Consider the following 20,537-nt stretch of genomic DNA (forward strand, 5'->3'; position numbering starts at 1 on the left):
TACCTTGATGATGACCGTGTCCACGACCCGGAGCCGTCATGCCTGCGATGCCCTCACCCGTACGCGCCCGCCTGCGCGGTGTCGTCTCGGCCTGCGCCGCGCTCGGTCTGCTCGCCGGCGGTTCGGTCGCCCTGGCCGACGACAAGGAGCCGGGCGTGCAGGAGCGCAAGGAGCGCGTCGACGAGAAGATCGACACGCTCGACTCCCAGCTCCACGACACCTCGACCCAGCTGACGGCAACGTACTTCCGCCTGCGGAGCACCCGGAGCAAGATCCCCGGCGCGAAGGACGCGCTCGCCACCTCCGAACGGGCCCGGGACGCCGCCGCCCAGAAGCACGACGAGGCCCGCGAGGAGCTGGCCGTCGCTCGTGAGCGGCTCGACCGATCCCGCCGGGACCTGCGGCGGACCTCCCAGAAGGTCAAGGACGCCCGCGAAGATGTCGCCGGGTACGCGGCACAGATGTACGAGACGCAGGGCGTGGGCGTCGACCTCGACGTCGCTCTCGGTGCGCAGACGCCGCAGCAGGCCGTCGACCAGATGGCGATGGCGGACACGGTCGGTGACGTCCGCAGCGCAACGGTGGGGGAGCTGTCGACGACGAAGGCCGACCTCGTCGCGAAGGAGGACAACCTCTCCGCGCTCGAGGACGAGGTCGCCGACAAGGAGGCCCGGGCGAAGAAGACGCTCGACCGAGCGACGCGGACCCGCGACGAGGCGAAGGCCGCCAAGGACCGGCTCGTCAGCCTCGAAGGGCGTCAGACGAGGCTGGCAGCGGAGCTGCGCCGCCAGCAGCGGAGCGAGCGGCGACGGCTGGACGGGATGCAGCGGTGGTCCGACCACCTCCAGGGCATCCTCGAGGCGCGCGCCGAGCGGGCCCGGATCCGCCGGGAGAAGATCGCCGCGGCGCGTGAGCGCCGGGAGCGGGAGCAGGCGGCAGCGATCGCCCGGGCACGTCGCCGTGCGCCCTCGGCCGGGTCGGCCCCGGCTCCTGCCCCGGCGCCCCCTGCCGGTGGGAGCGGGTTCCTGTCATTGCCGATGAACGCCCCGGTGACGAGCGAGTTCGGCCCGCGGTACCACCCGATCCTTCACTACTGGCGGCTGCACGCCGGGCGCGACTTCGGGGGCGCGTGCGGGGCGCCGGTCCGTGCCGCGGCGAGCGGCACGGTCGTCGCCGCGAACGGCGTCGGCGCGTCCGGCGGGTACGGCAACCAGCTCGTCATCGACCACGGCGTCCAGGACGGCGTGAACCTCGTGACGACGTACAACCACCTGCAGTCCTTCGCCGTCCGGAGCGGTCGGGTCAGCCGGGGGCAGCTCATCGGCTACGAGGGCACGACGGGGGTCTCGACCGGCTGTCACCTACACTTCGAGACCCGCGAGAACGGCACCCCCGTCGATCCGCGCGACTGGTTCTGACCCGGGCGCACCTCCCGCGCCCGTGAGCGAGGAGGAGGTGGACGATGGCGAAGTCCGGCAAGGTTGCGGGGAAGAAGGCGGCGGACGGGACGCAGACGGTCGCGAGCAACCGCAAGGCGCGCCACGACTACCTCATCGAGGACACGTGGGAGGCCGGTCTCGCTCTCATGGGCACGGAGGTCAAGGCGCTGCGGATGGGGCGGGCCTCGCTCGTCGACGGGTACGCCGCCTTCCAGGGTCACGAGCTGTGGCTCGAGGGCGTCCACATCCCCGAGTACGTCCAGGGCACGTGGACCAACCACACCCCGCGACGCCGACGGAAGCTCCTCCTGCACCGGCACGAGCTGGACAAGATCCACTCGAAGATCAACGAGAGCGGCAAGACGGTCGTCCCGTTGCGTCTCTACTTCAAGGACGGGCGGGCCAAGGTCGAGATCGCGCTGGCGACCGGCAAGAAGCACCACGACAAGCGCCAGGCGTTGCGGGAGAAGCAGGACCGGCGGGAGGCCGAGCGGGAGATGGGCGTCAAGCGCCGCTGAACCCGTTGCCCTCGGGCCGGACGCGCGAGGGCCCGGCAGCACGCGGCTGCCGGGCCCTCGAGGTCGATCGAAGGGTCAGCTGAGGGCGTCCTTGATCTTCTCGCCGGCCTGCTTGAGGTCGCCCTTCGACTCCTGGAGCTGGCCCTCGGCCTGCTGCTGGTCGTCGCCGCGCATCTCACCGACGGACTCCTTGGCCGAGCCGACGGCCTGGTCCTTGAGGTTCTCGAGCTTGTCGTCCATACCCATGGGGCTCTCCTTGCGTCGCGGACTGGTCCATCGATACAACCCCACCTGATGGAGGGTTGTCCACCCTTCGGCCCCGTCGACGGAATGACGTTGTCGGACCGGGGTGTTGTCATGGATACTGAACAACTCGGAGGCCGCGGCGTCCGAGCACGGTTGAGAACTCCACAGCGTGATGGGTGCCCCCACGGGGGTGATCGGTTTCGACATTGGCCGGTCCAGCAGGGGAAGCGGGTCGAGGATGCAGAGTCATCTCGCGAACGCTCTCTGCACACCAATAGGTGCCGATTCCAAGCGCACCGACTTCGCCCTCGCCGCCTGAGCGAGCCTCGAAGTCCGTCAGCCTGAGCTAGTTCCCGTCTCAGAGCCTGGCGTCAGCTAGGGAACTTGCTGCGCGGTCGTGCCACGAGGCCGCGCGGGACTCCTTCGTGGCTGGGCCTGTCAGGGAACGTGTGCGTGCGAGCCCTGGGGCCGAGAAAATCCACAGCGCACTGCACCCGGAGAAGTCCTGCTCGTCCGTCAGTGGACGCGGGTTCGATTCCCGCCACCTCCACCACCGTCAGCACCCATCACGCTGTGGCCCGTACCGCTGGTACGATTGTCCCTTCATCCGGAGCGCGCTGGCCGCGCCGCGGCGATCCCGCCGCCCTGACCCCCGACCCCTCCGGATCTGCCGGTCGACGCCCCGTCCCTTCCGGCCCGCAGCGCCCCCGAGCGCGTGAGACCCGTCGCACCACCCTTCGCCAGGTGATCCGCAGACGCGTCTGCCAGATCAGCGAAGGAAGCATCGCCATGCCCGCAGAGAAGAAGACCGGCAAGAAGGCCCGCTGGAGTGCCTCGAAGAAGGCCGCCGCGAAGAAGAAGCCCCGTCCGGCGCGCCGTACGGGCCGCGACGAGTACCGCCCCGCGCGCGACGAGCGCCCGGAACGTCAGGACCGACGTGGCCGGGACGAGCGACCCTCCCGCGACGGCCGCCCGAGCCACGGTTCCCGCGGTGACCGTGACCGTGACCGTGACCGGCGCCCGGCCAAGGTCGACCGCGACGGCCGGCCCGCACGTGAGCCGCGCCGGTGGGAGCGGGACGATCGCGACGAGCGACGCGGCCCGCGCCGGGAGGACCGGGACGGCGCCCGCCGACCGGCGTGGGAGGACCGACGAGGCGACCGCGACGAGCGGGCCCCGCGTCGGCCGCACCGCGACCACCCCGGCCACCGCCGGTTCGACGGCTCCCGCGCCGGGGGCCCGGGCCGGTTCGAGCAGCGGGACCGGTTCGACCGACGCGACCGTCCCGAGCGCACCGACCGCGTCGAGCAAGGGATCGACCCGGAGGCCGAGCGTCTCGAGGCCGACACCTGGACCAAGGCGACCCGAGCCGGGACGACCGGCCCCGTCGACGTCGCCGCCGACAACGGCTTCGCCGCGCTCGGCCTGCCCGAGCGGATCGTCGAACGACTCGCCCGCGACGGCATCACCACCCCGTTCCCGATCCAGGAGGCGGCCATCCCGGACGCGCTCGCCGGGCGGGACGTCCTCGGTCGAGGGCAGACCGGCTCGGGCAAGACGCTCGCGTTCGGCCTGCCGCTCCTCGCGCGCCTCGCGGACGGGGACCGGGCCCGCGCGAAGCGCCCCCACGCGGTCGTCCTCGTCCCCACCCGCGAGCTCGCGATGCAGGTGAGCGACGCCCTCGAGCCGCTCGTCCACGTCCTCGGGCTGCGGCACCGGCTCGTCGCCGGTGGTCTGTCGTACACGAACCAGATCAGCTCGCTCGAGCGGGGCGTCGACGTGCTCGTCGCGACCCCGGGACGTCTCGCCGACCTCATGGAGCGCGGCGCCGCCGACCTCTCGGCGGTGCGCGTGGCGGTCCTCGACGAGGCCGACCACATGGCCGACATGGGGTTCCTCCCCGAGGTCACGGCGATCCTCGACGCGATGCCGGAGGACGCCCAGCGGCTGCTGTTCTCGGCCACCCTCGACCGCGGCGTCGACGGGCTCGTCGAGCGCTACCTCACCGACCCGGTGACGCACTCGACGAACGACGCGACGGCGAGCGTCTCGACGATGGACCACCACGTCCTGCTCATCGACCCCCAGCACAAGAAGCAGATCACCGCCCTCGTCGCCAACCGCGAGGGCCGCACGGTCGTCTTCGCGCGGACGAAGCTGGGCGCGGACCGGATCGCCCGCCAGCTGCGGGAGTCGGGGGTCGTCGCCGCGGCGCTCCACGGCGGGCTCGCCCAGGGCGCGCGCAACAAGGTGCTCGGGGCGTTCCGCGAGGGCCGCGTCCCGGTCCTCGTCGCGACGGACGTCGCGGCGCGTGGCATCCACGTCGACGAGGTCTCCCTCGTCCTCCAGCAGGACCCGCCGGCCGACCACAAGGACTACCTCCACCGCGCCGGCCGGACGGCCCGCGCCGGCGAGCGGGGAGCCGTCGTCACCCTTGCGCTGCCCCACCAGCGCAAGGGCGTCGAGCGCATGCTCGAGGCCGCCGGTGTCGACGCGGCCCCCGTCCGGACGGCCCCGGGGTCGGAGCTGCTCGAGTCGATCGGAGCGCGTGAGCCGAGCGGCGAGGCGCTCTCCGAGACCGACTTCGCCGAGCTGCTCCGCCCCGCGGATGCGGGGCGCGGTCGCGGCGGTCGCGGCGGAGAGCGTGGCCGCGCCCCGCATCCTGTCCCTTATACCCATCTCCGAGCCCCCGAGACGGACTCCCATCTCGTATTCCGGCTTCTGCTTGAAAAAAAAAAAAACACAAAAACCTGCCCGCACATACGACTCATGGACAGTATTCTCAACACAGATCACAACATCACAATGTAGCCAGANCGGGCGGCCACGGGGGGAGGGGCCGACGTGGCGGACGGCATGATGGGGGGCATGGACAGCGCTGACATCCTGCGGGACCCCGTGCCGGACGGCTCGACCCTCACCGGTCAGCTGCTCGTCGCGACTCCCGAGATCAGCGCCGGGGTCTTCCACCGCGCGGTCGTCCTCGTCCTGCACCATGACGAGGACGGCGCGCAGGGGGTCGTCCTCAACAAGTACGTGGACGCGGACCTCGACGAGGTCCTGCCCGGCTGGGACGAGCACACCAGCTGCCCGGGCGGCATCTTCCAGGGCGGCCCGGTCAAGCTCGACTCCGCGGTCGGCCTCGTCGCGCTCCCGGGGGACGACGACCCCGTGCTCGGCACGAAGCGGCTCTTCGGCGGAGTGGGCCTCGTCGACCTCGACGCGCCGCCGGTCCTCATCAGCCCCGAGGTCGCGGGCCTGCGGGTCTTCGTCGGCTACGCGGGCTGGGGCGCCGGCCAGCTCGAGTCGGAGATCGACGAGGGAGGGTGGTTCGTCGTCCCCGCCCGGGTCGGCGACGCCTTCACCGCGGACCCGCCCACCCTGTGGACCCGCGTCCTGCGGCGTCAGCCGCCCCCGCTGTGCCTCGCCGCGACGCTGCCCGACGACCCGACGATGAACTGACCGGCCGACCGGTCGCCACGCCGAACGGCTCTCTACACTCGCGGGCATGAGCCTCAGCCCCGACGACCCGTTCGGCGCCCCCGGGGCCCCGGCCGGCCCGGAGTCCTCGCCCGGCACCTCCACCGCGACCCTCGAACGGACCGAGACCGTCCCGCAGCTGCAGGAGCCCGGCGACCACGAGCGGTTCTCGCACTACGTGCGCAAGGAGAAGATCCTCGAGTCGGCGCTCTCCGGCGAGCCGGTGACCGCCCTGTGCGGGAAGATCTGGGTGCCGGGCCGCGACCCGAAGAAGTTCCCGGTCTGCCCGATCTGCCAGGAGATCTACGACGGCCTCCGGCCTCCGGAGGACGGCGGCGACGAGTGACCGCGGGCGGGTCCTGCCCGGTCCGCCGGCGTTGACGAGGCTGTCACCGGCGGTCGTTATCGTGGGCCACCCATGAGCACCTCGGCCGCATCCCACCTCTCACCCGCCTTCCCGGAGCGGGCGGCGTGGGGAACCGCCGGGAAGCTCCGGGCGTGGCAGGCCGAGGCGCTCGAGCAGTACCTCGGGTCCGACGCGACGGACTTCCTCGCCGTCGCGACGCCGGGCGCGGGCAAGACGACCTTCGCGCTGCGGGTCGCCGCCGAGCTGCTGCACGCGGGGACGGTGCAGGCGGTCACCGTGGTCGCCCCGACCGAGCACCTGAAGACCCAGTGGGCGGACGCCGCCGGGCGGGTCGGCATCCACCTCGACCCGCGGTTCAGCAACACGGTCGGCGAGACCTCGAGCGACTACGACGGCGTCGCGGTCACCTACGCGCAGGTCGCGGCGCGTCCGTCGGTCCACCGCGACCGGACGACGGCCGTGCCCACCCTCGTCATCCTCGACGAGATCCACCACGGTGGTGATGCGAAGTCGTGGGGCGACGCGATGCGGGAGGCCTTCGAGCCGGCGGCCCGCCGCCTGGCCCTCACCGGGACCCCGTTCCGCTCGGACACCAACCCCATCCCGTTCGTCCGGTACGAGCTCGGGGAGGACGGCATCCTCCGGTCGTCCTCGGACTACGCCTACGGCTACGAGCGCGCCCTGGCCGACCACGTCGTCCGACCCGTGATGTTCCTCGCGTACGGCGGGGCGATGCGCTGGCGGACGAAGGCCGGCGACGAGATCGCCGCACGCCTCGGGGAGCCGATGACGAAGGACGTCACCGCGCAGGCGTGGCGCACGGCGCTCGACCCGAAGGGCGAGTGGATCCCGTCCGTGCTCGCCGCCGCGGACCGCCGGCTCACGGAGGTGCGGCGCCACGTGCCCGATGCGGGCGGCCTCGTCATCGCCTCCAACCAGACCGCAGCCCGGGCCTACGCCCGGATCCTCGCGCAGGTGACGGGGGAGAAGCCCACCCTCGTCGTCTCGGACGATGCCGGCGCCTCGTCCAGGATCGAGGAGTTCGCGGCGTCCGACGCACGGTGGATGGTCGCCGTGCGCATGGTGTCCGAGGGCGTCGACGTGCCCCGGCTGTGCGTCGGGGTGTACGCGACGTCGACGTCGACCCCGCTGTACTTCGCCCAGGCCGTCGGCCGGTTCGTGCGCGCCCGGCGTCGCGGCGAGGTGGCCTCGGTGTTCCTGCCGACGGTCACCCCCGTCCTCGCGCTGGCCGCGGCGCTCGAGGTCGAGCGGGACCACGCGCTCGACCGGCCGGAGCGGGCCGACGGCGAGGCACCGCTGTGGGCGGAGGAGGAGGGCCTGCTCGCCGAGGCGAACCGCTCGGAGTCGGTGTCGGACGACCTCAACGGGTCGTTCGAGGCGCTGGAGTCGGACGCCCACTTCGACCACGTTCTCTTCGACGCCCAGCAGTTCGGTCTTCACGCCGAGGTCGGCAGCGAGGACGAGCAGGACTACCTCGGCCTGCCGGGCCTCCTCGAGCCCGACCAGGTGAGCGACCTGCTGCGCGAGCGCCAGGCGAAGCAGTCGTCGCGGCGGCCGCCGAAGGCGTCCACCGGCCCGGCGCCGGTCTCGGCGCACCGGGCGCTCGCGGCGCAGCGCAAGGAGCTGAACACGCTCGTGGCCGCCTACGCGAAGAAGACGGGCACCCCCCACGCGAACATCCACATGGAGCTGCGGCGGGCGTGCGGTGGGCCGGAGCTCGCCACGGCGACGAGCGAGCAGGTCGCCGCACGGATCGAGAAGATCCGCAACTGGTTCGTCGGCCGACGCTGACCGGGGACGGGCGGCCGGGTCTCAGGCCGGGCCGAGCACGGCCGCGCTCGTCGTGTCGAAGACTTCGAGCGCGTGCTGCCACGGTGCCGTCATCGCATCGAGCCCGAGCAGCTGCGGGAGCAGGTCGTGGCTGAACGTCGCGCTCGCCTCCGCGGGGAGGAGGGAGGGCAGGTTGTCGATCGCCACGACCTGGACGGTGCGCTCCCCGTCCCGGAGCGTGCGTACCGGCTCCTCCCACGACGTTGTCGAGGTGTTCACCGGCAGCAGGTTGAGGTCGCTCGTGACGTCGCAGGTGACGTCCGTGAGGACCGCCAGGCGCGATCCCGGCGCATCGAGGTCGGCGGCCGTGACGAAGGGCTCGCGCGGGGTGCTCACCGCGACGCAGTTGACGAGCAGCGTGTGCGCGCGCAGCCGGTCCCGGTCGATCGGGTCGGTCTCCGCGCGGTCCCACGTGGTCGCCGTGATACCGCCGACGGCGAGCGCGTCCACCGCGCCTCGGCCGCTGCGCCCCCAGGCGCCGACGACGAGGGCCGCCTCGTCGGCCGCCGGGGTGCTCGAGCGCAGGCGGTCGTCGAGCGCGTCCTTCGACATCGGTGAGAGCGGGGCCTCGATCGCACCGCGAGCCGCGAGCAGCCCGAGCGAGGCCCCGGCGTACCCGGCCCAGTAACCGAAGGCGACCAGGCGTCGGCCGTCCGCGCCGGTGAGGTACTCGACGTCGAGGAGACGGCCACCGCCGCGGCGGAACCGTGCGAGCAGGTCCGCGGCCTCGTGCTGGCCCTTGAACGCGTGGCCGAAGAACACGTGGGTGTGGCGCAGGGCCTCGGGCTGCTCCGGCAGCTCCTTGAGCCCGACGACGACGGCCTCGGCCGGGGCGTCGACCCATGACCCGGGCTCGGCGAGCGCGCAGCCCGCCGCGGCGTACGCCTCGTCGGGGACGCACCGACGGCCCGACCGCTCGACCGTGACGGTGTGCCCGGCCTCGACGAGCGCGGCGGCGTCCTCGGCGACCACCGGCGTGCGGCGCTCGGTCGGACGGTGCTCGGCGCGGATCCAGAAGTGGGCCATGCCGCGATTCAAGCACCCCGGCCCGCGTGGCTCCGGTCTGCCGTGGCGTCACCGGTCGTTCACCGCCTCGTCGGACGACCGTGGGAGGGTGGCCGGATGGACAACTCGGCAACTCCCGGCTGGTACGACGATCCCGACGACGTGACGAGGCTGCGGTACTTCGACGGCCTCGTGTGGACCGAGCGCACGATGGCCAAGACGGTGCGCACCGGGGTCGACTCGCTCGTCCCGCCGAGCGCCCCCGCCCAGACGGCTCCGGGTCACGCCCTCGGGGCCGGTGAGGGCGTCGCGCCGGGGCCGTACCCGGCGCAGACCTACGGCCAACCGGCCTACCCGCAGCAGCCGGACACGCAGCAGGCGTGGACCGGCCCGGTCGCTCGCACGGCCGACGGCGACGAGTACGCGAGCTACCTCCAGCGCGTCGGGGCGTACCTGCTCGACGGGCTCCTCAACGGCCTCATCGTCGCCGTCGTCGCGGGCTACCCGATGTGGCGCGCGATGCAGCCGTACGTCGACTTCATCGAGAGGACGCTCGATGGCGAGACGGTGGACCAGCCGAACCCGCTGCTCGGCGTGTGGGGCATGGTCGACCCGGTCTGGTACGCCGTCGCCTTCGCCCTCTCCCTCATCATCGGCACGCTGTACCACGTCCTCTTCATCGGGCTGCGTGGCCAGACCCCGGGGAAGATGGCCCTGGGGATCAGCGTGCGACGGGCCGACCGGCCCGGCGCGCCGGGGGTCGCGACGGCGATCAAGCGCTACCTCCTCGTCATCGTCACCGGCGTCCTCGGGCTCATCCCCGTGGTCGGCAGCCTCGGCGGCCTCGTGACGATCATCGACCTGCTGTTCCCGCTGTGGGACCAGAAGCGGCAGGCGCTCCACGACAAGATCGGTGGCACCGTCGTCGTCAAGGGCGCGCCGCGTCGCTGACACCGAGCGGCTGACACCAAGCCGCTCACACCCGGCCTCAGCCGGTGACGACCTCGCCGGTCGTCGTCGCCCCGGCCGCCCGCATCGCGTCGATCGCGGTGGCGGTTGTGCCCGGGGCGACGCCGGCGGTGAGGTCGAGCAGGACGGTCGTGGCGAACCCGGTGCGCACCGCGTCGAGGACGGTCGCGCGCACGCAGTGGTCCGTGGCGATGCCGCAGACGTCGACCGCGTCGATCCCGCGGTCGCGCAGCCATGCCGCGAGGCCGACGCCGCCATCGGTGACGCCCTCGAACCCGCTGAACGCGGCGGCGTGCTGCCCCTTCCGGAAGATCTCGTCCACGTGGGGGACGGCCGGGGCGAACGCGGGGTGGAAGGCCGCGCCGGCGCTCCCCGCCCGGCAGTGCACGGGCCAGGTCTCGCCGAAGTCTGGCTCCTGGCCCTCGGGTGCCCAGTGGTGACCGGGGTCGAGGTGCCAGTCCGCGGTCGCGACGACGGCGGTGTAGTCCCCACGGCGGGTGCGGACGAGCTCGGCCACCCGGCGTGCCACCTCGGCGCCACCGGTCACGGCGAGCGAACCGCCCTCGCAGAAGTCGTTCTGGACGTCGACGACGATGAGTGCGCGGGTCATGGACCCGAGCATGTCACGGCGTCTCGGTGAGGAAGATCGTCTCGACCGCGGGCGTGCCCCGGGAGAGCTGGTGCGCGGACCGGGGGAGCTGAGCGACCGACCTCTCGTGGTGGGCGCGCGCCGCCTCCGCGGTGCAGCGGTCACGCCCGACGATCTCGCCGTCCCGCACGAGCTCGACGAGCAGCTCGCGGTCGTTGCCGTCGTTGTGCGGCAGCTCGCCGATCCCGAGCAGCTCCTGCTCGGCGACCCCGTTGGCGTTCATCCGACGCAGCGCGTACTTGCGGCCACCGATCGACTGCTTGTCCTTGCTCTTCTTCGCGACGCCGATCATCCGGCCCTCGTCGTCGGCGCGCGCGACGAGCTTGTAGACCATGCCGGCCGTCGGCGCCCCCGACCCGGTGACGACCCGCGTCCCGACTCCGTACCCGTCGACCGGAGCGGCCGCCAGCGCGGCGATCGCGTACTCGTCCAGGTCCGAGGTGACGACGATCTTCGTGTCCGTCGCGCCGAGCGAGTCCAGCTGCTCGCGGACCTCCCCGGCGAGGACGACGAGGTCGCCGGAGTCGATCCGCACGCCGCCGAGCTGCGGGCCCGCGACCTCGACGGCGGTCCGGACCCCCTGCTCGACGTCGTAGGTGTCGACCAGGAGCGTCGTGCCCGGACCGAAGGCGGCGACCTGTGCCTCGAAGGCCTCGCGCTCGTCGTCGTGCAGGAGCGTGAACGCGTGCGCGGCGGTGCCCTGCGTGGGGATGCCGTACCGGCGACCGGCCTCGAGGTTGCTCGTCGAGGCGAAGCCGGCGATGTACGCCGCCCGGGCGGAGGCGACGGCGGCCTCGTCGTGGGTGCGGCGCGAGCCCATCTCGATGCACGGTCGCGTGCCGGCCGCCCCCGTCATGCGGCTCGCGGCGCTGGCGACGGCGCTGTCGTGGTTGAGGATCGAGAGGATGACCGTCTCGAGGATGACGCCGTGCGCGAAGTCGGCCTCGACGACGAGGACGGGGGAGTAGGGGAAGTAGCACTCGCCCTCGGCGTAGCCCCACACGTCCCCGTCGAACCGGTAGTCGGCGAGGAAGTCCAGCGTCGCGTCGTCGACGACCTTCCGCTCGCGCAGGTAGGAGAGCTCGGCGTCGGTGAAGCGGAACGCCTCGATCGCGTCGAGGACCCGGCCCGTCCCGGCGACGACGCCGTACCGTCGCCCGTCGGGCAGACGACGGGCGAACGTCTCGAAGACGCAGCGCCGCCGGGCGGCACCCGAGGCGAGCGCGCCCTGGAGCATCGTCAGCTCGTAGTGGTCGGTGAGCAGCGCCGTGGACGGGCGCGTCGGGTCGAGGTGCGTCGTGGCCACCGGCTCACCCTACGCGCGGCGTTCTAGGGTGGGGCGCGTGTCCATCGCCCCCGTCGAAGCCCCGGTCAGCGACGCCGACTCCCGCCTCGAGCCGGACGCACCGTGGGTGACCCTCGTCTGGAACGACCCGGTCAACCTCATGTCGTACGTCACCTACGTGTTCCAGACCTACTTCGGCTACGACCGGGCGACCGCGGAGCGGCTCATGATGGACGTCCACGAGAAGGGGCGCGCCGTCGTGTCCACGGGCCCGCGCGAGCGCATGGAGGTCGACACCGAGGCCATGCAGGGGTACGGCCTGTGGGCGACGTTCCGGCAGGACACCTGATGGCGTACGGCTTCGTCGAGAGCGAGGGCGAGATCCTCGGCCTGCTCGACGCGGACGAGCGGGCCATCGTCGTCGACGGGCTGCGGCAGGTCGACGCGCTGCTGGCGACCGCCGACGGTGACGGGGACGACGGCCTCGAGTCGATGCTTGCGCAGCTCGAGGCCCACGTGACCGGCGAGGCCGGGCGGTCCGGGGTGGACGACGCCGATCTCGAGGAGCGCGACCCGGCCCTGCGTCGGCTCCTGCCCGCCGGCCACCGCGACGACGAGGAGGCTGCCCGCGAGTACCGCCGGATGACCGAGGCGGGGCTCGTGCGCGGCAAGCGGGCGACGATTGCCCGGGCGCTCGACGCGCTGACGGCCGCACCGGAGATCGACCCCGGGCGGGTGCACCGCGCCTACCCCGACCTCGACGTCGACCTCGACGACGTCCGCCCCCTGGTGCTCGACGCCACCCAGGGCTCGGCGCTGCTCGTGGCCCTGACGGACCTGCGCCTGGTCCTCGCCGAGCGCCTCGGGCTGCGCACGGACGACGACGCCGCCCGGCTCGTCGACGAGATGCGCGACGCCGACCCCGACGACCCGCGCACCTTCCTCGTGGCCGTGTACGACTTCCTCGGCTGGTTCCAGGAGTCGCTCGTCCAGACCCTCACCGAGGTCGGCTGAGTGGACGCACCCATCGGGATCTTCGACTCCGGGTACGGGGGGCTCACCGTGGCCCGCGCCGTGCTCGACCAGCTCCCGCACGAGTCCGTGGCCTACCTGGGTGACACGGCACGCGCCCCCTACGGCCCGCGCCCGATCGCGCAGACCCGGACCTTCGCGCTCGAGTGCCTGGACCGGCTCGTCGACCACGGCGTGAAGATCCTCGTCATCGCGTGCAACACCGCGAGCGCCGCGGTCCTCCACGACGCCCGCGAGCGGTACTCCGTGCCGGTCGTCGAGGTCATCCGCCCGGCCGTCCGGCGCGCGGCGGCGGCCACCCGCAACGGGCGCGTCGGGGTCATCTCGACGACGGGCACGCACCAGTCGGGGGCTTATGTCGACGCCTTCGCCGCTGCCCCGGCGATCGATGTCACGAGCCGACCGTGCCCGCGGTTCGTCGAGTTCGTGGAGGCGGGAGTCACCGGAGGGGAGGAGCTGCTGTCGGTCGCGCGGGAGTACCTCGCGCCGTTGCAGGAGCGGGACGTCGACACGCTCATCCTCGGCTGCACGCACTACCCGCTGCTGACGGGGGTCATCTCGTACGTCATGGGCGAGGGCGTGACGCTCGTGTCCTCCGCCGACGAGACGGCCAAGGACATCTACCGCACGCTCGCGGACAGCGGGACGCTTCGCGCCGACTCCCTGGGTGATCCCTCGCACGGCTTCACGACGACCGGCGACCCCGACACCTTCCGTAGGCTGGCGCGCAGGTTCCTCGGTCCCGAGGTCGACCACGTCTTCGGAAACATGGGAGGTGCCGCGTGAGGCTGACCGTGATCGGCTGCTCCGGGTCCTTCCCAGGGCCGGACTCGCCCGCGTCCTGCTACCTGATCCAGGCGCCGTACGAGGGCCGCACCTTCTCGATCGTCCTCGACCTGGGGCCCGGGGCGCTCGGCGCGCTGCAGCGGGTGATCGACCCGCGCGAGCTCGACGCCGTCATGCTCACCCACCTCCACCCCGACCACTGCCTCGACTGCACGGGCCTGTTCGTCACCCGCCGGTACGACCCGCGCGGCCTGCCCTCCGGGCGGCTGCCGGTCTACGGGCCGGCGGGCACGGCCGACCGGCTCGCGGCCGCGTACGAGGGCATCGACGAGCACGGCATGACCCGCGAGTTCGACTTCCGGCGGCTGATGGACGGGGTGCCGATCCACATCGGCCCGTTCACCGTGACGCCCCGGCTCGTCAACCACCCGGTGGAGGCCTACGGCTTCCGGGTCGAGCACGAGGGGAAGGTCCTCGCGTACAGCGGCGACACCGACGCCTGCGACGCACTGAGGTCGCTGTGCGCCGACGCGGACCTCGTCCTCGCGGACTCGGCCTTCGTGGAGGGCCGGGACACCGCCAGGGGGATCCACATGACCGGCCGGCAGTGCGCCCAGGCGGCGCTCGACGCGGGTGCCCGTCGCCTGCTGCTCACCCACATTCCGGCGTGGAACGACCCGGAGGTGTGCCGGGCGGACGCCGCCGCCGTGTGGCCGGGCGAGGTCGAGCTGGCCCAGCCCTTGGCCGTCCTCGACCTCTGACCGCCCGCCGAGCATGCAGAAGGGCCGCTGGGGCCCTCCTCGCACTCAGGTGTTCCGCTTCTGCATGTCGGGCGGGAGGCCGGAGCGCATGGCCACGGCCTCGGCGATGGTCTCCCGCACCCACCCGGGATGGCGCATGAGGTGCTCCCACGCGTACCGCTGCACGTGCCAACCGGCGAGCGCGAACTCCGTGTACCGCCAGCAGTCCGCGGTCAGGGCGTCGCGATGACCGTGGTGGGCGAAGCTGTCGCACTCCAGCGCGATCCGCAGCCCGGGGTGGCCGACGTCCGGGTGGCGGCGAGCGCCGTCCCGCAGGAGGAGGTCAGGCTGCGCGACGAAACCGGGCGCGGCGTCCAGGGCATCGGCGCGCAGGGCTGACTCCGGGGGATTGGCTGCCAGCGGCGTCGCTGACCGGGCGACCCTGCGGATGCCGGGCGCACCCGGTCCGCGCAGGCTCGCCGCGGCGGCGACGAGGTCGGTGCGGGTGATCCCGCCCAGCCGCACGGCTGCGTCGGCGACGGCAAGCGCCTCGCGGAACGGCAGCAACCGCGCGCAGTCGAGGACGGTACGAACCGGGCTGGTGAGACCGTCCGAGTGCTCGTCGGCCGCGAGATCTGCCCAGAGGATGCGGACGCTTGGCGGCACCCGGCGCAGCCCGCGGTTGCGGGGGACGAGCACGGTCACCTCGCGCGGTTGCCGCAGGAGGGGCCAGCCGTGCCGAACCGCGGCGCTCGGGCCCGCCACGACACCGCCCGCCGTGCTGGCCGCGATGACGTCGTCGCCCGACCCGTCGAGCACGTAGGTCCCACGCCGGGTGCGGACGAGCCGCCCGGCTGCGACGGCGGTCCGCAGCCGGTGGCGACCGGCCAGCGCCACGATCTCCGACGCCGTGGCGGCCCCGCCGTGCTGAGCGACGGCCATCACGGCGAGATCGGTCACGCCGGGATCGTCGCGAAGTCCGCGGTGCGGGTCGTCGAGTTCTCCACAGGCGGGCCCGGCGCCTCCCGAACATGCAGAAGGGGGGCAAGGGCGTCGTCCGGGCCCGTTCTGGTCGCTTCTGCATGTCGGGTGGGCGGACGGGAGTGGGTGACCCGCGGCGATAGCGTGGCCGCATGACCGACACCCGCCACGACGGCCGCGCTCCCGAGGACCTCCGCGAGGTCCGCATCACCCGCAACTGGCTCGACCACGCTGAGGGCAGCGTCCTCGTCGAGTTCGGCCGGACGAGGGTGCTGTGCGCGGCGACCTTCCAGGAGGGTGTCCCCCGCTGGCTCAAGGGCAAGGGCACCGGGTGGGTCACCGCGGAGTACGAGATGCTGCCGCGCTCGACGAACACCCGCTCCGACCGTGAGTCCCGCAAGGGCAAGGTCGGCGGGCGCACCCACGAGATCTCGCGGCTCGTGGGGCGGAGCCTGCGCGCCATCATCGACACCGCGCAGCTCGGCGAGAACACGATCGTCCTCGACTGCGACGTCCTCCAGGCCGACGGCGGCACCCGCACCGCGGCCATCACCGGTGCGTACGTGGCGCTCGCCGACGCGATCGACGACGCCCGCGCTCGCGGCCTCCTCGGGCCGAAGGCCATGCCGCTCACGGGGTCGGTCGCCGCGGTGAGCGTGGGCATCGTCGACGGCCGACCGGTGTGCGACCTCGACTACCCCGAGGACGTCGCCGCCGGGACCGACATGAACGTCGTCATGACCGGCACGGGGGAGTTCGTCGAGGTGCAGGGGACGGCCGAGGGCGCCCCGTTCGACCGGGACCTTCTGGGCCAGCTGCTCGACCTCGCGACCGCTGGCTGCGCGCGCCTGACCGAGATCCAGACCGAGGCACGGGCCGGCACGCCGCGGGAGCGGGTGCGCTGATGGCCACCCGCGTCGTCCTCGCCACGCGCAACGCGGGCAAGGTCCACGAGCTGCGGCAGATCCTCGCCGAGCACGCGGCCGACCTCGACCTCGAGATCGTCTCCGTCGCCGACCTCAACGGCGTCCCCGAGGTGGCGGAGACCGCCGTGACCTTCGAGGGCAACAGCTGGCTGAAGGCCGAGGCGGTGGCGTCGGCGACCGGGCTCCCCGCGCTCGCGGACGACTCCGGTCTGTGCGTCGACGTCCTGGGCGGTAGCCCGGGGATCTTCTCCGCGCGCTGGGCGGGCACCGACCTCGACGGGACCGAGCGGGACCGCGCCAACGTCCGACTGCTGCTCGCCCAGCTCGGGGACGTCCCCGACGAGCACCGAGCGGCCCGCTTCCGCTGCGCCGCCGTCCTGGCGCTGCCCGACGGGCGCAGCGCCGTCGCCGAGGGACACGTCACGGGGACGGTCGTCCGCGAGCCCGCCGGCGACAACGGGTTCGGCTACGACCCGATCTTTCGCCCGGACGGTGACCAGCGCACCCTCGCCCAGCACTCGGACGAGGAGAAGAACGCCATCAGCCACCGCGGGGCGGCCTTCCGGGCGATGGTGCCGCACCTGCGGGAGCTGCTGGGCTGAGGAGTGCCGAAGGCGGGACTCGAACCCGCACACCCGAAGGCACCAGAACCTAAATCTGGCGTGTCTGCCAGTTCCACCACTTCGGCGTCCGGGGTGGGAGTCTAGGGCCGTGACGACCCACCGGTACTCGACGGCGCTGCGGTGGTCGGGCTCGACGGCGGTCGGGTACGAGGGGTACTCCCGCCAGCACCACCTCGTCGTCGGCCCGGAGGCGCTCGCGGCCTCGGCCGACCACGCCTTCCTCGGCGACCCCGCGCGGGTCAACCCCGAGCAGCTCCTCCTCGCGGCGGCGAGCTCGTGCCAGCTCCTCAGCTTCCTCGCCGTCGCCGCCCGGGCGCGGGTGGACGTCGTCGACTACACCGACGACGCGAGCGCCGTCATGCCCGAGGACGAGCCGCCCCTGCGGGTCACGGCGATCACCCTTCGCCCACGGATCACGGTCACGGGGGCTCCGCCGCGGGCGAAGGTCGAGCGGCTCGTCGAGGTCGCGCACCGCGAGTGCTTCATCGCGCGGTCGCTCACGTCGCAGATCACGCTCGAGCCGACGATCCTCGGCTGCGCGGACTGACCGACCGGGGGTCGAAGCCGTAGGGCAGCTCGAGCCGGTGGGCCCGCATGAGCGCGGCGTCGGCGAGGACCTCGGCGGTCGGCCCGTCGGCGACGACGACGCCGCCGTCGAGGACGGCGGAGCGCTCGCACAGCTCGAGGGCGTACGGCAGGTCGTGGGTGACCATGAGGATCGTCGTGTCGAGCCCGTCGAGGACGTCGGCGAGCTCCCGCCGGGCCGCGGGGTCGAGGTTGCTCGTCGGCTCGTCGAGCACGAGGAGGTCGGGCTCCATCGCGAGCACCGTCGCCACCGCCACCCGCCGCTTCTGGCCGAACGACAGGTGGTTCGGGGCGCGGTCGCGCGCGTCGAGCATGCCGACGAGCTCGAGCGCCCGGCGGACGCGCGCGTCGAGCTCGGCGCCGCGGAGCCCGAGGTTACGGGGGCCGAAGGCGACGTCCTCGCGCACGGTCGGCATGAAGAGCTGGTCGTCCGGGTCCTGGAAGACGACCCCGACGCGTCGGCGGACCTCGCGCGCCGTGCGTCGGGAGACGGTCGTCCCCGAGACGACGACCTCACCCGCGCCCGCCTCGAGGATCCCGTTGAGGTGCAGGACGAGGGTCGTCTTCCCTGCGCCGTTCGGCCCCAGGAGCGCCACCCGTTCCCCGCGCTCGATCCGCAGGTCGACCCCGAAGAGGCTCTGGTGGCCGTCGGGGTAGGCGTGCGCGAGCCGACGCACCTCCAGGACGGGGGTGCTCATGCGGCGACCCGCGCGGTGAGGCTCGCGAGCACGACCACCGCAGGCAGGGCAAGCGCCGCGGCCCACCCGCGAGTGGTGGCGCCGTCGGGGTCGGCCGGGAGGCGCTCACCGCCGCCTCGGGAGAGCATCGCGAGGTGGACGCGCTCGCCGCGCTCGTAGGACCGGACGAACAGACCCCCGGCGCTCGTCGCCAGGACCGGCCACGAGCGGACGTCACGGGCGTCGAAGCCGCGGGCCGCGCGCGCGACGGCCATCCGACGCCACTGACCGGTGACCACGTCGAGGTAGCGCACCATGAACGAGAGGATGTCGACGAGCGCGCCCGGCAGCCGCAGCAGCCGCAGCCCGCCGACGAGGTGGGCGGGGGAGGTCGTGCTCGCCAGGACGACGGCGGCGAGGGTGCCGAGCGTCGCTCGAGCGAGGAAGGTCGCGGCGGCGGAGAGGCCGTGGGTGGACACGGTGACGTCGGGAAGCCCGGGCACGGCCACCCGCGGGCCGGTCGCGACGAACGGCAGGGCGAGCGCGAAGACGACGAACGGGATCTCGATCGCCAGCCCTCGGACGACGGCCGCGACGTCCAGACGGGCGAGCAGGACGGCGAGGGCGAGGGCCGTGGCAGCGACCCCGTAGACCCACCACGCGCCGGGGGGTGCGGCCACCACCGCGACGACGAAGACGACGAGGGCGACGAGCTTCGTGCGAGCCGGGAGGCGGTGGACGGGCGAGTCCGCGGCGCGGCGCCCGCCCCTGCCGTGGGGGCCGCTCACCCCCGTCGGGCGAGCGCCCGCGCGAGCACCGTCATGAGGACGCCCACGACGACGATGCCGACGAGCCCGGCGATGCTCGTGCCGAGCGGTCCGTCGAGCCCCCTGAGCCCGTAGTCGGCCAGCGGCGAGCCCGCGGTCGGCGAACCGGTCGCGGTGCCGCCGAAGCCGGTGCGCTCGGCAACGTACTCGAGCCCGTCGGGGTGGCTCGAGGCCCACAGGGAGAGCACCCCGGCGACGAGGGCCGAGAGGGCGAACCCCACGAGGACGAAGGTCCGGGTCGACACTCGCCGGCCGGTCATGCCGGGGCTCCCGCGGTGGAGCGGTCACGGATCTCGAGGGTGCGCTCGGGGAGGTAGGAGCGGGCGGCGTGGACGAGGTCCGGTCGGGTCGCGAGCACGGCGGAGACGACGAGCGCCGTGATCGCGCCCTCGCCGATCCCGATGACGGCGTGCCAGCCGACCATCGCCGCGAGGACGGCGGCCGGGTCGACCGGCGCGGTCCCGCCGACCGCGAAGAGGGCGGTGAAGACGACCGACGTGGTGACGACCGACGCCCAGGCAGCGACGCCGGCGACGACGGGCAGGACACCGATCCGACGGGGGAGCGCCGCGGCGAGGACGTGGAGGACGGCCCAGCCGGCCCACACCGCCGCGACACCCATGAGAGTGACGTTCGTGCCCAGGGCGGTGATCCCGCCGTCGGCGAAGAGCAGCGCCTGGACGAGGAGGACCGCGGTGAGGCACAGGGTCGCCGTCCACGGGCCGACGAGAACCATCGCGAGGACCCCGCCGAGCAGGTGGCCGGAGGTCCCGGCGCCGACGGGGAAGTTGATCATCTGCGCGGCGAAGACGAACACGGCGACGAGGCCGGCCAGCGGCGCGGTCTTCTCGTCCAGCTCACGTCGGGCGCCCCGCAGGGACAGGGCGACGGCCCCCGCAGCGACGACCGCCGTCGCGGCCGAGGCTGGCGCGTCGAGGAATCCATCGGGCACGTGCACGGTGGCCCCAGCTCCTTGGTCCGTTAGGTTGGCGCAGCGGCCGGGTCTCCGGCCCGTCATCGATGCTAGACCCTCAGTTGCACATCGGTTGCATCTGGGTCCGGACCGAGGAGGACTCCGTGGCAGACCGGCTCGCCCCCGGCGACACCGCCCCCGACTTCACGCTCCAGGACGACACGGGCGACGAGGTCACCCTCTCGGACCTGCGCGGGCGCAAGGTGATCGTCTACGTCTACCCGGCGGCCCTGACGCCGGGTTGCACCACGCAGGCGTGCGACTTCACCGACAACCTCGACGACCTGGCGGGCCACGGTTACGAGGTCCTCGGCATCTCGCCGGACGCCCCGGCGAAGCTCGCCCGGTTCCGCGAGAAGGAGTCGCTGACGGTGCGCCTGCTGTCCGACCCCGACAAGGCGGTGCTGCGGCGCTGGGGGGCCTTCGGGGAGAAGAAGCTGTACGGCAAGACCGTCGAGGGTGTCATCCGCTCCACCTTCGTCATCGACGAGGAGGGGACGGTCACCCACGCCTGGTACAACGTGCGCGCCAGCGGGCACGTGGCAAAGTTGCGCCGAGACCTCGGACTGGACTGAAGG

24 protein-coding genes, 1 tRNA gene and 1 other RNA gene are annotated in these 20,537 nt (G+C 73.2%); 16 read left to right on the forward strand and 10 right to left on the reverse strand.

What is annotated here, in order from left to right; genetic code table 11:
* Nucleotides 1-38 precede the first annotated feature (38 nt).
* Nucleotides 39-1,418, forward strand: a complete 1,380-nt coding sequence (locus DAA34_RS06845) for a M23 family metallopeptidase (RefSeq protein WP_106818186.1) — start codon at nt 39-41, stop codon at nt 1,416-1,418.
* 44 nt (nt 1,419-1,462) lie between these two features.
* Nucleotides 1,463-1,957 (forward strand): SsrA-binding protein SmpB, encoded by a 495-nt coding sequence (gene smpB / locus DAA34_RS06850; protein ID WP_106818187.1) that lies wholly within the window; start codon nt 1,463-1,465, stop codon nt 1,955-1,957.
* Between the two features lie 75 nt (nt 1,958-2,032).
* Here smpB and DAA34_RS06855 read toward each other — a convergent pair whose 3' ends face one another.
* Nucleotides 2,033-2,203, reverse strand: a complete 171-nt coding sequence (locus tag DAA34_RS06855; RefSeq protein ID WP_106818188.1) for a CsbD family protein — start codon at nt 2,201-2,203, stop codon at nt 2,033-2,035.
* Nucleotides 2,204-2,389: 186 nt separating this feature from the next.
* Between DAA34_RS06855 and ssrA the strand changes: the two genes are divergently transcribed.
* The 5 genes from ssrA (at nt 2,390) to DAA34_RS06880 (ending at nt 7,862) form a co-directional block, all read left to right on the forward strand.
* Nucleotides 2,390-2,756: a transfer-messenger RNA gene (gene ssrA / locus DAA34_RS06860) on the forward strand.
* 191 nt (nt 2,757-2,947) lie between these two features.
* The gene (locus tag DAA34_RS06865) at nt 2,948-5,014 is read left to right on the forward strand and encodes a DEAD/DEAH box helicase (protein ID WP_325027423.1); all 2,067 of its coding nucleotides are present in this window, start codon (nt 2,948-2,950) and stop codon (nt 5,012-5,014) included.
* Between the two features lie 57 nt (nt 5,015-5,071).
* A complete protein-coding gene (locus tag DAA34_RS06870) occupies nt 5,072-5,665 on the forward strand; it encodes a YqgE/AlgH family protein (RefSeq protein WP_234354147.1) in 594 nt (197 codons plus the stop codon).
* Nucleotides 5,666-5,711: 46 nt separating this feature from the next.
* Nucleotides 5,712-6,029 carry a DUF3039 domain-containing protein gene (locus DAA34_RS06875; protein WP_106818190.1) on the forward strand — a complete coding sequence of 106 codons (318 nt, stop codon included), beginning with the start codon at nt 5,712-5,714 and terminating at the stop codon, nt 6,027-6,029.
* Nucleotides 6,030-6,101: 72 nt separating this feature from the next.
* Entirely contained in the window at nt 6,102-7,862 is a 1,761-nt protein-coding gene (locus tag DAA34_RS06880) for a DEAD/DEAH box helicase (protein ID WP_106818191.1), read from the forward strand.
* Between the two features lie 21 nt (nt 7,863-7,883).
* On the opposite strand, the gene DAA34_RS06885 is transcribed toward DAA34_RS06880, so the two are convergent.
* Nucleotides 7,884-8,927 (reverse strand): Rossmann-fold NAD(P)-binding domain-containing protein, encoded by a 1,044-nt coding sequence (locus DAA34_RS06885; protein WP_106818192.1) that lies wholly within the window; start codon nt 8,925-8,927, stop codon nt 7,884-7,886.
* Nucleotides 8,928-9,023: 96 nt separating this feature from the next.
* On the opposite strand from DAA34_RS06885, the gene DAA34_RS06890 reads away from it, so the two are divergent.
* On the forward strand, nt 9,024-9,857 hold the full coding sequence (locus DAA34_RS06890; protein WP_106819916.1) for an RDD family protein: 834 nt from the start codon (nt 9,024-9,026) through the stop codon (nt 9,855-9,857).
* A 37-nt stretch (nt 9,858-9,894) separates the two neighbouring features.
* On the opposite strand, the gene DAA34_RS06895 is transcribed toward DAA34_RS06890, so the two are convergent.
* Together DAA34_RS06895 and DAA34_RS06900 are read right to left on the reverse strand one after the other, a co-directional pair.
* Entirely contained in the window at nt 9,895-10,485 is a 591-nt protein-coding gene (locus DAA34_RS06895) for an isochorismatase family protein (RefSeq protein WP_106819920.1), read from the reverse strand.
* 13 nt (nt 10,486-10,498) lie between these two features.
* On the reverse strand, nt 10,499-11,830 hold the full coding sequence (locus tag DAA34_RS06900; RefSeq protein WP_267894608.1) for a nicotinate phosphoribosyltransferase: 1,332 nt from the start codon (nt 11,828-11,830) through the stop codon (nt 10,499-10,501).
* Nucleotides 11,831-11,867: 37 nt separating this feature from the next.
* Here DAA34_RS06900 and clpS point away from each other — a divergent pair, with 37 nt between their 5' ends.
* Genes clpS through DAA34_RS06920 form a run of 4 tightly spaced genes read left to right on the forward strand, consistent with a single transcriptional unit; the run spans nt 11,868 to nt 14,388 of the window.
* Entirely contained in the window at nt 11,868-12,158 is a 291-nt protein-coding gene (gene clpS / locus DAA34_RS06905) for an ATP-dependent Clp protease adapter ClpS (protein ID WP_106818193.1), read from the forward strand.
* Nucleotides 12,158-12,823: a DUF2017 family protein gene (locus tag DAA34_RS06910; protein WP_106818194.1), complete on the forward strand. Its 666-nt coding sequence runs from the start codon at nt 12,158-12,160 to the stop codon at nt 12,821-12,823. Before clpS ends, DAA34_RS06910 begins: the two co-directional genes overlap by 1 nt.
* Complete coding sequence (murI, locus tag DAA34_RS06915) at nt 12,824-13,627, forward strand: glutamate racemase (protein WP_106818195.1); 804 nt, start codon at nt 12,824-12,826, stop codon at nt 13,625-13,627.
* On the forward strand, nt 13,624-14,388 hold the full coding sequence (locus DAA34_RS06920) for an MBL fold metallo-hydrolase (RefSeq protein WP_106818196.1): 765 nt from the start codon (nt 13,624-13,626) through the stop codon (nt 14,386-14,388). The genes murI and DAA34_RS06920 overlap by 4 nt, the downstream gene beginning before the upstream one ends.
* A 45-nt stretch (nt 14,389-14,433) precedes the next feature.
* Here DAA34_RS06920 and DAA34_RS06925 read toward each other — a convergent pair whose 3' ends face one another.
* Nucleotides 14,434-15,327, reverse strand: a complete 894-nt coding sequence (locus DAA34_RS06925) for a type IV toxin-antitoxin system AbiEi family antitoxin domain-containing protein (RefSeq protein ID WP_106818197.1) — start codon at nt 15,325-15,327, stop codon at nt 14,434-14,436.
* Nucleotides 15,328-15,500: 173 nt separating this feature from the next.
* Here DAA34_RS06925 and rph point away from each other — a divergent pair, with 173 nt between their 5' ends.
* Together rph and rdgB are read left to right on the forward strand one after the other, a co-directional pair.
* Nucleotides 15,501-16,253: a ribonuclease PH gene (gene rph, locus DAA34_RS06930; RefSeq protein ID WP_106818198.1), complete on the forward strand. Its 753-nt coding sequence runs from the start codon at nt 15,501-15,503 to the stop codon at nt 16,251-16,253.
* Nucleotides 16,253-16,876 carry an RdgB/HAM1 family non-canonical purine NTP pyrophosphatase gene (rdgB, locus tag DAA34_RS06935; protein ID WP_106818199.1) on the forward strand — a complete coding sequence of 208 codons (624 nt, stop codon included), beginning with the start codon at nt 16,253-16,255 and terminating at the stop codon, nt 16,874-16,876. Before rph ends, rdgB begins: the two co-directional genes overlap by 1 nt.
* A gap of 4 nt (nt 16,877-16,880) precedes the next feature.
* Here the strand turns inward: rdgB and DAA34_RS06940 are convergent.
* Nucleotides 16,881-16,962, reverse strand: a tRNA-Leu gene (locus DAA34_RS06940).
* 23 nt (nt 16,963-16,985) lie between these two features.
* Here DAA34_RS06940 and DAA34_RS06945 point away from each other — a divergent pair.
* On the forward strand, nt 16,986-17,444 hold the full coding sequence (locus DAA34_RS06945; protein ID WP_106818200.1) for an OsmC family protein: 459 nt from the start codon (nt 16,986-16,988) through the stop codon (nt 17,442-17,444).
* Here the strand turns inward: DAA34_RS06945 and DAA34_RS06950 are convergent.
* The 4 genes from DAA34_RS06950 to DAA34_RS06965 are packed head-to-tail and all read right to left on the reverse strand — an operon-like array spanning nt 17,407 to nt 19,944.
* On the reverse strand, nt 17,407-18,180 hold the full coding sequence (locus DAA34_RS06950) for an energy-coupling factor ABC transporter ATP-binding protein (RefSeq protein WP_106818201.1): 774 nt from the start codon (nt 18,178-18,180) through the stop codon (nt 17,407-17,409). The genes DAA34_RS06945 and DAA34_RS06950 overlap by 38 nt on opposite strands.
* Nucleotides 18,177-18,947: a cobalt ECF transporter T component CbiQ gene (gene cbiQ, locus DAA34_RS06955; protein ID WP_106818202.1), complete on the reverse strand. Its 771-nt coding sequence runs from the start codon at nt 18,945-18,947 to the stop codon at nt 18,177-18,179. Before cbiQ ends, DAA34_RS06950 begins: the two co-directional genes overlap by 4 nt.
* Nucleotides 18,944-19,246, reverse strand: a complete 303-nt coding sequence (locus DAA34_RS06960; RefSeq protein ID WP_106818203.1) for a PDGLE domain-containing protein — start codon at nt 19,244-19,246, stop codon at nt 18,944-18,946. The genes cbiQ and DAA34_RS06960 overlap by 4 nt, the downstream gene beginning before the upstream one ends.
* Nucleotides 19,243-19,944 carry an energy-coupling factor ABC transporter permease gene (locus tag DAA34_RS06965; protein WP_106818204.1) on the reverse strand — a complete coding sequence of 234 codons (702 nt, stop codon included), beginning with the start codon at nt 19,942-19,944 and terminating at the stop codon, nt 19,243-19,245. The genes DAA34_RS06960 and DAA34_RS06965 overlap by 4 nt, the downstream gene beginning before the upstream one ends.
* A gap of 119 nt (nt 19,945-20,063) precedes the next feature.
* Here DAA34_RS06965 and bcp point away from each other — a divergent pair, with 119 nt between their 5' ends.
* A complete protein-coding gene (gene bcp / locus DAA34_RS06970) occupies nt 20,064-20,534 on the forward strand; it encodes a thioredoxin-dependent thiol peroxidase (protein ID WP_106818205.1) in 471 nt (156 codons plus the stop codon).
* Nucleotides 20,535-20,537: the final 3 nt, after the last annotated feature.

It is taken from the genome of Janibacter massiliensis (genome assembly GCF_900289115.1).
In the GTDB taxonomy this organism is placed as follows: Bacteria; Actinomycetota; Actinomycetes; order Actinomycetales; family Dermatophilaceae; genus Janibacter_A; species Janibacter_A massiliensis.